Source organism: Nocardia bovistercoris, assembly GCF_015674855.1.
Taxonomy (GTDB): domain Bacteria; phylum Actinomycetota; class Actinomycetes; order Mycobacteriales; family Mycobacteriaceae; genus Nocardia; species Nocardia bovistercoris.
The window spans coordinates 177,702-189,864 of record NZ_JADMLG010000012.1 but is presented as its reverse complement, the minus strand read 5'-3'; the positions used below and the strand labels follow the sequence as shown (position 1 = coordinate 189,864).

General features: G+C 69.4%; 13 protein-coding genes. 8 read left to right on the top strand and 5 right to left on the bottom strand.

Features of this window, described 5'->3' with window-relative positions:
* Window positions 1–6: 6 nt before the first annotated feature.
* The 4 genes from IT779_RS26530 to IT779_RS26515 are packed head-to-tail and all read right to left on the bottom strand — an operon-like array spanning window position 7 to window position 3,329.
* Window positions 7–573 (bottom strand): 3-phenylpropionate/cinnamic acid dioxygenase subunit beta, encoded by a 567-nt coding sequence (locus IT779_RS26530; RefSeq protein ID WP_196152145.1) that lies wholly within the window; start codon window positions 571–573, stop codon window positions 7–9.
* A 40-nt stretch (window positions 574–613) separates the two neighbouring features.
* Complete coding sequence (locus IT779_RS26525; RefSeq protein ID WP_196152237.1) at window positions 614–1,825, bottom strand: NAD(P)/FAD-dependent oxidoreductase; 1,212 nt, start codon at window positions 1,823–1,825, stop codon at window positions 614–616.
* Window positions 1,825–2,163 (bottom strand): non-heme iron oxygenase ferredoxin subunit, encoded by a 339-nt coding sequence (locus IT779_RS26520; protein ID WP_232542112.1) that lies wholly within the window; start codon window positions 2,161–2,163, stop codon window positions 1,825–1,827. The genes IT779_RS26525 and IT779_RS26520 overlap by 1 nt, the downstream gene beginning before the upstream one ends.
* Window positions 2,160–3,329, bottom strand: coding sequence for an aromatic ring-hydroxylating dioxygenase subunit alpha (locus IT779_RS26515; RefSeq protein ID WP_196152236.1), 1,170 nt, complete (start codon window positions 3,327–3,329; stop codon window positions 2,160–2,162). The genes IT779_RS26520 and IT779_RS26515 overlap by 4 nt, the downstream gene beginning before the upstream one ends.
* Before the next feature lie 287 nt (window positions 3,330–3,616).
* Between IT779_RS26515 and IT779_RS26510 the strand changes: the two genes are divergently transcribed.
* The 7 genes from IT779_RS26510 to IT779_RS26480 all read left to right on the top strand — a co-directional run bounded on the left by IT779_RS26510 (window position 3,617) and on the right by IT779_RS26480 (window position 9,353).
* Window positions 3,617–4,600, top strand: coding sequence for a zinc-binding dehydrogenase (locus IT779_RS26510; protein WP_196152144.1), 984 nt, complete (start codon window positions 3,617–3,619; stop codon window positions 4,598–4,600).
* Window positions 4,601–4,626: 26 nt separating this feature from the next.
* Window positions 4,627–5,565: a 3-carboxyethylcatechol 2,3-dioxygenase gene (locus IT779_RS26505; RefSeq protein ID WP_196152143.1), complete on the top strand. Its 939-nt coding sequence runs from the start codon at window positions 4,627–4,629 to the stop codon at window positions 5,563–5,565.
* A 19-nt stretch (window positions 5,566–5,584) separates the two neighbouring features.
* The gene (locus IT779_RS26500; RefSeq protein WP_196152142.1) at window positions 5,585–6,397 is read left to right on the top strand and encodes a 2-keto-4-pentenoate hydratase; all 813 of its coding nucleotides are present in this window, start codon (window positions 5,585–5,587) and stop codon (window positions 6,395–6,397) included.
* A complete protein-coding gene (locus tag IT779_RS26495; RefSeq protein WP_196152141.1) occupies window positions 6,394–7,359 on the top strand; it encodes an acetaldehyde dehydrogenase (acetylating) in 966 nt (321 codons plus the stop codon). Before IT779_RS26500 ends, IT779_RS26495 begins: the two co-directional genes overlap by 4 nt.
* Window positions 7,356–8,402: a 4-hydroxy-2-oxovalerate aldolase gene (gene dmpG / locus IT779_RS26490; RefSeq protein ID WP_196152140.1), complete on the top strand. Its 1,047-nt coding sequence runs from the start codon at window positions 7,356–7,358 to the stop codon at window positions 8,400–8,402. The genes IT779_RS26495 and dmpG overlap by 4 nt, the downstream gene beginning before the upstream one ends.
* Window positions 8,403–8,457: 55 nt before the next feature.
* The gene (locus tag IT779_RS26485) at window positions 8,458–9,102 is read left to right on the top strand and encodes a helix-turn-helix domain-containing protein (RefSeq protein WP_196152139.1); all 645 of its coding nucleotides are present in this window, start codon (window positions 8,458–8,460) and stop codon (window positions 9,100–9,102) included.
* Window positions 9,103–9,188: 86 nt separating this feature from the next.
* Complete coding sequence (locus IT779_RS26480) at window positions 9,189–9,353, top strand: hypothetical protein (RefSeq protein ID WP_232542111.1); 165 nt, start codon at window positions 9,189–9,191, stop codon at window positions 9,351–9,353.
* Between the two features lie 65 nt (window positions 9,354–9,418).
* Here the strand turns inward: IT779_RS26480 and IT779_RS26475 are convergent, their stop codons facing one another.
* Window positions 9,419–10,288: an alpha/beta fold hydrolase gene (locus IT779_RS26475; protein ID WP_196152138.1), complete on the bottom strand. Its 870-nt coding sequence runs from the start codon at window positions 10,286–10,288 to the stop codon at window positions 9,419–9,421.
* A gap of 293 nt (window positions 10,289–10,581) precedes the next feature.
* On the opposite strand from IT779_RS26475, the gene IT779_RS26470 reads away from it, so the two are divergent.
* The gene (locus tag IT779_RS26470) at window positions 10,582–12,135 is read left to right on the top strand and encodes a class I adenylate-forming enzyme family protein (protein ID WP_196152137.1); all 1,554 of its coding nucleotides are present in this window, start codon (window positions 10,582–10,584) and stop codon (window positions 12,133–12,135) included.
* The last annotated feature ends 28 nt before the right edge of the window (window positions 12,136–12,163 follow it).

Here is a 12,163-nt window from a genome sequence, read left to right as displayed (position 1 = left end):
TCGGGGTCAGAAGAAGGTGGAGATGTTCTTGGCCTGCAGGATGTTCTGATCGAGCAGGATGGTGCGGCGGGCGAGGAGAAACGATGCCCCGGCGGGCCGCAGGATGTCGGTGCGCCCGCCCGCGAAGACGTTCTCCTCGCGTTCGAGTCGGTTGCGGTAGACCAGGAAGGCCGAGCGGACCACCAGATCCTCGGCGCCGAATTCGGGGTGCTCGGCCGGATCGACATGGTGGACGGCGACATTGGTCACGAGGTGCCGTGTGCGCGACGGCGGGTCCTCGGCCCATGCCATGCCGGAGTCGAAGCGGCGGATGCGCCAGGCCAGACTCTCCTTGGTCTCGTCGTAGTAGGCGGCGTCACCGCGCGCGGCGATGGCGAGGGCCTGCTGGCGGCGCAGCCGGTTGGTGCGCGTGGGCATCCAGTACTCGAGGTCGTCGGCGAGCAGGTCGAGCCAGTCGGTGAAGCGGCCGTCGTCGAGCAGTTCGGCCTCGAGGTAGTAGAACTGCTCGACCTCGAAGTGGGTGTCCCGGTCGGCGCGGACGCCGGTGCAGGCGTATGCGGCGGATGTGCTCACGGTCTGGGGTATCCCTTCTCCAGGACTGCGCCGGGCGTCGTCACCCGCGCACCAGCTTCTTCAGGTCGACCGACGGGTCGGTCAGCCGTTCCCGGTCGACGGCGATGCCGCGGTCGATCAGCCTGCGCGCGGCCCGTACCGCGCCGGAGTCGCCCACCGCCGCCGCGGCGACCACCCGGTCGCCGACGAGTCCGAATACCGAGAACGGCTCGGGACCGAATTCCCCTCGCACCACGACGGATTCGGCGACGCCCAGGTACCCGACCACTTCGACGTGCACGCCGTGGCGGTCGGTCCAGAACCAGGACGCGCCATCGGCGGGCGGCGCCGTGCCGAGGATGGCGGCCGCGGCCCGGCCGCCGTCGCGCTGCGCCGCCTCCCAGTGCTCGGTGCGCGCGAGCACTTCACCGCCGCGCCGCACCCGCGCGCTGTCACCGACGGCGAGGACAGCGGGATTGCTGGTGACCTGCGCGTCGTCGACGAGGATGCCGCGATCGACGTCGAGGCCCGCGGCCCGCGCCAATGCGGTGTCCGGCGCCATGCCGACCCCGAGGAGCACCGCGTCGAAGGCGTGTTCGCCGGTGCCGTCGCCGAATTCGGCGTGCACGATCGGGCCGGACTCGCGCAGCGAACGCACGGTGGTCGCCTCGGTGCGGATACCTCGGATCGCGTGTTGTTCGTGCAGCCAGCGCGCGAGATCGGCGCCGACGGCGGCGGCCAGCGGCGGCGAGACCGGGTCGACCATGACCACTTCGCAACCCAGATCCCTTGCGGTGGAGGCGACTTCGGCGCCGATAAGACCCGCACCGACCACCAGAGCCCGTGCGCCCGGGGTCAACCGCGCCCGCAGCGCGTCCGCGTCCCGCGCGGTGCGCAGCAGATGCACGCGCGCGCCGTCGGCGCCGGGGATCGGCGGTCGAAGGGCGTGCCCGCCGGTGGCGAGCACCACCCGGTCCGCGGTCACGGCGGTGCCGTCGGACAGTTCGACCTGTCCGGTTCCCGGCCGCAGCGCGGTCGCGGTGCGCCCGGACAGCAGCCGCACCTTGTTGCGGTCGTACCAGTCGTCGGGCTGCAAGGCGATGTCGGACAACGACTTACGGCCGGACAGGAAGTCCTTGGACAGCGGCGGCCGGTCGTAGGGGAATTCCCCGGCGTCGACGAGGGTGATCTCGCCGGTGAACCCGCCCGACCGCAACGCGGCCGCGGCGCTCACCCCGGCGATGCCGCCCCCGACGATCGCCACATTCGCGATCACGGCGCCTGATTCGGGAACAGGAACACCTCGTCCTCGCGGACCTCGACCCGATGCGGGCGGGTGTTCTCGGTGGCGGGCAGGCACTGCACCGCACCGCTTTTCAAGCAGAACTTGCTCGAATGCAGCGGACATTCGACGTAGCCGTCCTCGACCCACCCCTCGGCCAGTGACGCGACCTCGTGCGGGCAGGTGTCGTCCAGGGCGTAGACGGCGCCGTCGTCGTCGCGCAGCAGCGCCACATTGTCCTCGGTGCCGGTGATCGACTTGTCGATCGCGATACCCTCGCCGACCGGGATGTCCTCGAGTGCGGCGACTCGTATTCCGGTGGTGTTCAACGGTTCCGCTCCTCGTGCCAGGCCGGGGTGTTCATCAGATCGCGCCAGTGCGCGTAGAAGGCGCGGCCCGCGGCGTCGCTGTAGAGTTCGCTGGTCAGGCCGGGATAGCGGCCGTCCTCGCGTTCGGATCCCAGCCCCATCTGGTAGTTCAGTGGCACGGTATTGGTGATGAATCCGTGCGAGATGGCCTGTACCTCACTCCAGTTCTCCCCGTCGTCCTGCTCGAAGATGCCGCTGGGACCGAAGGTCCGCAGATTGTAGAGCCGTTGTGCCTCACGCACTTCCGGCGGCATGGACTTGTCGACCACGGTCCACGACCACACCTCCATGCGGTCGGGGCCCTTCGGATGCCAGACCCGGATGGTGCCGATCACCGGCAGATACGAGAAGTTCGGGAACACGGTGGCGTGACCGTCGGTGAGCGGGCCCTCCACGCGCGCGTCGCCGAGCCGTTCGCGCAGCGCCGCGTAGTCGGTCCAGTCGTGCACGGTCCTGGCGTTGAACCGGTTCTTCGGGTGCACGGGGAATCCCGCGCCGTGACCGTTGCCGACATACTGGCGACCGGCACGGTGCACGATCTCGGTCTTGGGATTCTTGCTCGGCGAGAGCACCATCAGCGCCGAGGCGTGACTCATGTTGACGTGGTACCAGTCGGTGGCGAACTGTTCGGCGGCCAGCTTCCAGTTACCGTCGAGCACCCACTTGTGCACCCCGCCGACCACGACCGTGCCCTCGTCGTCGTGATCGAACATGGCGTCCATGTACCAGGCCATATCGCCGAGATAGTCGCGCAGCCCGACCGGCTCGGGATTCCAGGTGCCGAAGATCAGGCCGCGGTAGGAGTCCACGTTCGGCACCTCGACCAGACCCCAGTCGGCGGTGTCGAAGGAGTCCGGATAGCCCTCGCGGTTGGGCACCGAGACGAGTTTGCCCTCGAGGTCGTAGGCCCAGCCGTGGTAGGTGCAGGTGAAGTTGCGGGTCGCGCCGACATCGGCGCGGCACACGCGCGCCCCGCGATGGCGGCACGAGTTGAGGAAGGCGCGCACCCGGCGGCTCTTGTCCATCACCACGATCACCGGATCCGCACCCATGTAGGTGGTGAAGAAGTCCCCCGGCTTGTGGAATTGATCCGCATGCGCGAGGAACAGCCAACTCGGCGCGAACACCCGGCGCAGTTCCTGGCGGTACAGCTGTTCGTCGGTGAAGATCGCGCGGTCCAGCAAACCACCGTGTGCGTCGACCAGCCCGGACACATCGATGGACCGGACCAGTTCGGCGGGACGCCGTAACGCCCCGCACGGCGTCGCGCAGGCTGGGTCGCGACCGGAAACGGGTTCGACGGTGGAGGTCATGCCATCAAGCAAGCCGGACCCGGCGCACCGATTCCAGCTACCGTGCCGCAGGACGGAACGGCCACTGTCCGAGTGCCCGCGTCGCGGGGGACGGTGAGTCCATGCTCGCAGCACAGGCCCTCTCCCAGAACGCCGACGACCCGCTCTCGGGTCTGGTGGTGCACGACGTCGACCTGCCGCGTACGGAACCGGGCTGGACCCTGGTCCGGGTCGTGGCCTCTTCCCTGAACATGCACGACCTGTGGACCCTGCGCGGGGTCGGCCATCCCGCCGACCGGCTGCCCATCGTGCTCGGCTGCGACGCAACGGGTTACGACAGCGAAGGCAACCCGGTCATCGTGCACCCGGTCATCGCCGACCCCGACGCCGGCGGCGGCGACGAGACCCTCGATCCCGGCCGCGCGCTCATGTCGGAGCAGTACGACGGCACCTTCGCCGAATACGTCGCGGTCCCGCGCCGCAATCTGGTGCCCAAGCCGGACTGGCTGTCCTTCGACGAGGCCGCCTGCCTGCCGGTGGCCTGGACCACCGCCTACCGAATGCTGTTCACCAAGGCCGAGATCCGCCCCGGCGACCGCGTCCTGGTGCAGGGTGCGGGCGGCGGCGTCGCCTCGGCGGCCATCAAGCTCGCCGCCGCCGCGGGCGCCGTCGTCTACGCCACCAGTCGCAGCGCCGACAAGCGCGACGCCGCGGTGGCCTGGGGCGCGCGCGCCGCGCTGCCCACCGGCGAACGACTACCGGAACGCGTCGACATCGTCATCGAGACCGTCGGCGCGGCGACCTGGGAGCACTCCCTGAAGTCGCTGCGCCCCGGCGGCGCGATCGTGGTGGCGGGCGCGACCAGCGGCGGCGACCCGTCGGCGGCGCTGAACCGGATCTTCTACCTGCAGCAGCGCATTCTCGGCTCCACCGGCTGCACGCGCGGCGAACTGGTCGCCATGCTGCGGATGATGGAGGCCACCGGCGTGCGCCCGGTCATCGACCGCACCCTGCCGCTGAGCGATATCCACAAGGGATTCCAGCTGATGATCGACGGCTCGCTGACCGGCAAGATCGTCATCCACCCGCCCGCCCCGCAGTCGTGACCCGCGACGAGCATCAGGAGGCATCTGTGTCCACCGCGGCCGTCGGCCTGTCCCACTCCCCACTCATCGGCAAGAACGATCCCGCGCCCGAGGTGCTGAAACGCGTGGACGAGGCCGTCGCGACGGCGCGGGAGTTCATCGCGCGGTTCGACCCGCAACTGGTCGTGCTGTTCGCGCCCGATCACTACAACGGGTTCTTCTACAAGGAGATGCCGCCGTTCTGCCTGGCCACCGCGGCGCACGCGGTCGGCGACTTCGGTTCGTCGGCGGGGCCGCTGTCGGTGGACACCGCCGCCGCCGAGCGACTCGCGGCGGGCGTGCTCGCGCGCGGCATCGATCTCACGGTGTCCTCGCGCATGACCGTCGACCACGGCTTCGCCCAGCCGCTGGAGATGCTGTTCGACGGCATCGACAAGGTTCCGGTGGTGCCGGTCTTCATCAACGGCGTCGCCACTCCCCTCGGCCCGGTCGCCCGGATTCGGGCGTTGGGCACCGCGATCGGCCAGGCCGCCGCGGACCTGGACCGCCGCGTGCTGTTCCTCGGCTCGGGCGGACTCTCGCACGACCCGCCGGTCCCGGTACTGGCAGGCGCGCCGCCCCGGGTCGCCGACGCCCTGATCGAAGGCCATCCGCCGACCCCCGAACAGCGGGCAAAGGGCGAACAGCGGGTGGTGCAGGCCGGACGCGACTACGCCGCGGGCGCCGCGACCATGACCCCGATCAATCCCGACTGGGACAACCACCTGCTCGACCTGCTGCGCGACAACGCGCTCGCCGACTTCGACGACTGGACCGTGGACTGGATGACCCGCGAGGGCGGCGGCTCGGCCCACGAGGTGCGCACCTGGATCGCGGCATACGCGGCGCTCGCCGCGGGCGGGGACTACGAGCTCGAATACCGCTTCTACGAGGCGATTCCGGAATGGATCGCCGGATTCGCGGTGACCACCGCCGCCCGTCGATGAGAAGAGGAGCCGAAACATCGTGAACACCAGCGCAATCGACACCCCGACGGTCCTGCGGGCCGCCGAGCACCTGCGCGCGGCGACGCTCTCGGGCATCCCGGTCACCCCGATCCGTGACCTGTTCGCCCCCGACGACCTCGCCGCCGCCTACGCCGTGCAGGCCGAACTGACCCGGGGCCGCCTCGCCGACGGCGCGCGGATCGTCGGCCGCAAGATCGGCCTCACCTCCCCGGCGGTGCAGCGCCAACTCGGCGTCGACCGGCCCGATTTCGGCGTCCTGTTCGCCGACATGGACCTCACCGGCGCCGCCGAGATCCCCTCCGAGCGGCTGTTGCAACCGAAGGCCGAAGCCGAGATCGCCTTCGTCCTGGGCGCCGACCTCGCCGAAGGTGACCTGGAACCCGACCGGATCCGCGCCTCGGTGGACTACGCCGTCGCCGCGCTCGAGATCGTGGACAGCCGGGTCGCCGACTGGAATATCACCATCACCGACACCATCGCCGACAATGCATCCAGCGGCCTGTTCGTGCTGGCCGACACCCGCCTCACGCTCGACGAGGTCGAGCCGCGCGAGGTCACCATGCGGATGACGGTGGACGGCGTCGAGGTGTCGACCGGCGACGGCGCCGCCTGCCTCGGCGACCCCCTCAACGCGCTGGCCTGGCTGGCGCGCACCGCCCGCGAATACGGCGACCCGCTGCGCGCCGGTCAGATCATCCTCTCCGGCGCACTCGGCCCGATGGCGCCGACCCCGCCGGGCACGCACGTCGAAGCCTTCATCGAACCGTTCGGCTCGGTATCGGCGACCTTCTCCCGAAAGGAGCGCGCATGACCGGCAAGACCGCGGTCGCCATCATCGGCACCGGCAATATCGGCACCGATCTCATGTTCAAGGTGCTGCGGCTGTCCGAGACCCTGGAAGTGGGCGCGATGGTGGGCATCGATCCCGAATCCGACGGACTGGCCCGTGCCCGCCGCCTCGGCATCCCGACCACCTCCGATGGCGTGGACGGACTGATCGCACTGCCGAATTTCGATGCCATCGACATCGTGTTCGACGCGACCTCCGCCAAGGCGCACCTGGTCAACGCGGAGAAGCTGCGCCCGCACGGCAAGAAGCTCATCGACCTGACCCCCGCCGCCATCGGCCCGTTCGTGGTGCCGCCGGTCAACCTCGACCACCATCTCGACCTCGGCGCCGACAATCTCAACATGGTCACCTGCGGCGGGCAGGCCACCATCCCGATCGTCGCCGCCGTCAGCGCGGTCACCCCGGTGCACTACGCCGAGATCGTGGCCTCCATCGCCTCGAAGTCGGCGGGCCCAGGCACCCGCGCCAACATCGATGAATTCACCGAGACCACTTCGCACGCCATCGAATCGGTCGGCGGCGCGGCGCGCGGCAAGGCGATCATCATCCTCAACCCGGCCGAACCGGCGCTCATCATGCGCGACACCGTGTTCTGCCTCGTCGGCGACGCCGACCACGACGCGATCCGCGCCTCGATCACCGAGATGGTCGAGCGCGTGGCCCGCTACGTGCCCGGCTACCGGCTCAAGCAGCAGGTCCAGTTCGCCGAGGTCGGCAGCGACGAACCCGTGCACACCCTGACCGGCGCGCACGGCGGCCCGGTGACCACCCGCGTTTCGGTCTTCCTCGAAGTCGAGGGCGCCGCGCACTACCTGCCCTCCTACGCGGGCAATCTCGACATCATGACCTCCGCGGCGCTGCGCGTGGCCGAATCCGTCGCCGCGCGCACCGCCGCCCGACAGATCGCGCAGGTGCGGCCATGAACCGGCAGCTCTACATCCAGGACGTCACGCTGCGTGACGGCATGCACGCCATCCGGCACCGCATCGAACCCGCCGACGTCGGCGCCATCGTCGCCGCGCTGGCCGCGGCGGGTGTCGACGCCATCGAGGTCGCCCACGGCGACGGACTCGCGGGCGGTTCGGTCAACTACGGTCCCGGCAGCCACAGCGACTGGGAATGGCTCGAGGCCGCCGCGGCGACCATCGGCGACGCCGTGCTCACCACCCTGCTGCTACCCGGCATCGGCACCATCGCCGACCTGCGCCGCGCCTTCGACCTCGGCGTGCGCTCGGTGCGAATCGCGACCCACTGCACCGAGGCCGACATCTCCGCCCAGCACATCGCCACCGCGCACGAACTCGGCATGGACGTGTCCGGCTTCCTGATGATGAGCCACATGGCCGAACCGGCGAAGCTGGCCGAACAGGCCGCGCTCATGGAGTCCTACGGGGCGCACTGCGTCTACGTCACCGATTCCGGTGGCCGCCTGACGATGGACGGTGTGCGCGAACGGATTCGGGCCTACCGCGACGTACTCGACGCCGACACCGCGATCGGCATCCACGCCCACGAGAACCTGTCGCTGTCGGTGGCCAACAGCGTCGTCGCCGTCGAGGAGGGCGTCACCCGCGTCGACGCCTCCCTCGCGGGTCAGGGTGCGGGCGCGGGCAATTGCCCGATCGAGCCGTTCATCGCGGTGGCCGACCTGAACGGCTGGAAGCACAACTGCGACGTCTTCGCCCTCCAGGACGCCGCCGACGACCTGGTCCGGCCGTTGCGCGACCGCCCGGTGCAGGTCGACCGCGAAACCCTGACCCTCGGCTACGCGGGCGTGTACTCCTCGTTCCTGCGCCATGCCGAGAACGCGGCCGCCCGCTACGGTGTCGACGCGCGCACGCTGCTGCTCGAAGTGGGACGCCGCGGTCTGGTCGGCGGACAGGAGGACATGATCGTCGACATCGCCCTCGACATCGTCGGAGCACAGCGGGCTCCGACGGACGGCGCCCCGACGCGGCCCGCGTGAGCACGACGGGAACGCCGTGAGTCTCGTGCACCGGGTGTTCGTCGATAATGACGACATGCGTACCGGAAGCGACGGACCGACCAGCGACAACGAACTCGTCGCCCGCAACGTGCGCCGCTACCGCATGGAGCGCGCCATGTCCCTCGGGGACCTGGCGCGCCGCTCCGGGCTGTCCAAACAGACCCTGTCCAAGATCGAACAGGGCATCGGCAACCCGACCGTGGAAACCCTGTCGCAACTCGGCGCCGCGCTCGACGTCTCCACCCGGCGGCTGCTCACCGAATGGGGCACCCCCGTCTACGTCCAGCGCGGCGCCGACAGCATCTGGACCGACATCGACGGACGCGCCGAACGCATGCTCGACGACACCTACGGCTCGGGGCACGTCCGAACACTGGTGCTGCGGATCGAGCGCACCACCGAGCAGCCCCCGATCATCGAGCCCCATCCGCCCGGCACCCTGCACCACATCTACGTCATCACCGGCAAACTGCGGACCGGCCCGCTCGATGACGCCGTCGACCTCGCCGCCGGGGATTTCGTCCGCTTCCCCGGCGACGTCGCCCACCGCCACATCTGCCTGACCGAACGCGTTGTGGCCCATATGGTCACCACCATCCCCCAGGTCCGCCAGTTCGGTTCCACCGTGGTCGAGGTCGTCCCGGGATCGCCGCAACCGCCTCCCGCGCCGAATATCTGAAACCTCCCGCAGGCCATAGCTTCTCCGCCTCGGCGCCGGGTCCGAATCACCACCTCCGCTCGGTACTCGGCGCGGACACGGCGCCGTTGATCGCCAACTGGCTCTTCCTCGCGGACGAGACCGGCACTACCAATATCGCGTGCTACTTCATCGCCCTGACCCTCGTCTCCGCGCTCGCGGTGTACCTGTCGAAGGAAAGAACCACCGCGCACCGACCCTCGTCACAGCTGGTCGACGTTCCCGTCGACTGAACTTTCGCGGGTGGTGCGCCGTCGAGCGCGCCACCCACGAGTCGATCAGAACGGGGCTCCGCGCGTCAGGAGAAGAAATCGATGAGCGCGGCCGAGGTCTCTCGCGGAGCCTGTTCACACGGGAAATGCCCCGAGGGCAGCGCGGCCCCTTCGACCCGATCCGCGACCACGCGCCACGCGGCGAGCGGGTCGTAGTAGTTCCCGACGAAACCTGAAGCGCCCCAGAGAACCAAGAGCGGACACGAGAGCTTGCGCTCGGCATCGGCGGCGTCGTGTTCGAGATCGATACCGGCCGCCGCGCGGTAATCCGCACAGGACGCGCGAATGGTGTCCCGATCACGGAAACACCGCCGGTACTCCGCGAGCGCGGCGGGATCGAAGTATCCCTGCTGGACACCGAGCATGCGCTCCAACCACAGATCCGGCTCGGCGCCGATCAGCCGCTCGGCCAGACCACCGGGCTGCGCCAGGAAGAACCAGTGGAAATACGACGAAGCCATCTCCCGTCCCACCGTCGCGTAGGCGTGGCGTGTCGGCACGATATCGAGGACGGCGGCGGCCGACACCGCCTCGGGATGGTCCAGGCACAGCCGGTGCACCACCCTGCCGCCACGATCGTGTCCGGCGACGGCGAAACGCGAAAACCCCAGCGCCCGCATCACTTCGACCTGGTCGAGAGCCATCGCCCGCTTCGAATACGCCGAAGCGGTCGAATCGTCGTCCGGCTTGCCGCTGTCGCCGTACCCGCGCAGATCGGGAATCACCACGGTGAAGGAACGAGCCAAGGCGGGCGCGACCTTGTGCCACGCGACATGCGTCTGCGGATAGCCGTGCAACAGGAGCAGGGGCGGGCCGCCACCGGCGGTGCGCACATTGATCTCGACGCCGTCGCCGGTCGGCACCCGCCGCTGATCGAAACCTTCGAACAGATCCATGTCGCGCCATCATCGGCGGTGTACCGGCACGTCGCACCGAGCCGTTCCGCCCAGCGGAACGTCCGACACCAGAGCGAGGATCGCGGCCTGCGCCCGCCGTTTTCCGGCGTTCCGCTCGATGGAACGCGACCTTGCTCCGCCGCCGTCCGTGCCCGACATTCGCGGTGGTAGGCACCGTCGCGGCGTCCGGCTCGACCGGTCGGGATATCTCAGGGCGGCCGCCCACACGGGTGGTGCGCCCGCATCGGAGCACTTCTCACCTACTTCGAACGGCAGACACACGAGGACAGTCGATGGACACATCTTCGAACGGCGCTGATTTTCCCGAACTCCGGAAATATCGGTCCTCCCATCCGGCGACCTGGATCGAGTACCAGGCGCGACGAACGCCCGGAAAGATCGCCCTCGAGGAACTCGCCACGGGCATACGACGCTCCTACGCCGAGTTCTACGACCGCATAGCGCGTCTCACCACCTGGCTGCTCGACCATGGCATCCGCCGCGGCGACCGAGTGGCCGTACTCGCCCACAACAGCGCCGACAATTTCGAGATCCTCTACGCCTGCGCCGCCGCGGGCGCGATCATGGTCCCCCTCAACTGGCGACTGACACCGCACGAACTCGCGGCGATCATCGCCGACTGCACCCCGGTCCTGCTCTGCCACGACGCCGACAACGCCGCCACCGCCCGCGCCCTGCTCACCGACCGCCCCATGGCGACACTGCACTGGGGCTGCGACCCCGACACCTACGAGGTGGCGATCCGCGACTCGACGCCCGGCGCGCCGCGCGAGGACTTCGACGACGACACGCCCTGGATCATCATCTACACCTCCGGCACCACCGGCAGGCCGAAGGGAGCGGTGCACACCTTCCGCTCCACCCTCGCCAATATCGACAACTCCGCGCTCACCGCCGCGATCGGCCCCGACTCGGTCGTCCTCACGGTCCTACCCACTTTCCATGTCGCCGGACTGCACCTCTACGCGACCCCCGCCCTCACCCACGGGGGAACGGTCCTGCTCATGAAAACCTTCGACGCAGCCGAAACCCTGCGACTGTTCACCGACCACCGCCTCGGCGTCACGCACTTCTGCGGCGTGCCCACGATGTTCCAATTCATGTCCGCTCTACCCGAGTTCGCCGATGTCGACCTGCGGCCGGTCCACGTGGCGGTGGGCGGCTCGCCCGTCCCGCCCGCCATGATTACCACCTGGCGCGGCCGCGGCATCGCCATGATGCCCGTCTACGGCGCCACCGAGGCCGGTTCCACGCTGCTGTTCATGCCGCCGCGCGCGAACCCCGGCGCGGGTGTCGGTGTGCCGGTACTACACGCGCGCGCGAGCATCCGCGACGCCGACGGCAACGAGGTCACCGCCGGAACCACCGGAGAACTGTGGATCCGCGGCCCCATGACGATGGCCCGCTACTGGGACAAGCCGAAACAGACCGCGGCCGCCCTCACCCTCGACGGCTGGCTGCGCACCGGCGACGCCGCCCTGGTCGACGCGAACGGGATCTTCCACATCGTGGACCGCTGGAAGGACATGTACATCTCCGGCGGCGAGAACGTCTACCCGGCCGAGGTGGAGAACGTCCTCTACCGACACCCCGAGATCGTCCTCGCCGCGGTCATCGGAACACCGCACCCACACTGGGGCGAGGTCGGCGCCGCCTACATTGTCCGCACCACCGACAGCACGCTCACCGGCGAACGGATCCGCACCTGGTGCCGAGAACGACTCGCCGCCTTCAAGATTCCCGCCCACATCCACTTCCGCGACGACCTCCCCCGCAACGCCACCGGCAAGATCATGAAGAACCAGCTTCGAGATCCGGGCGCATGAAATCGTCACCGACGCCCCATCCGGAGGC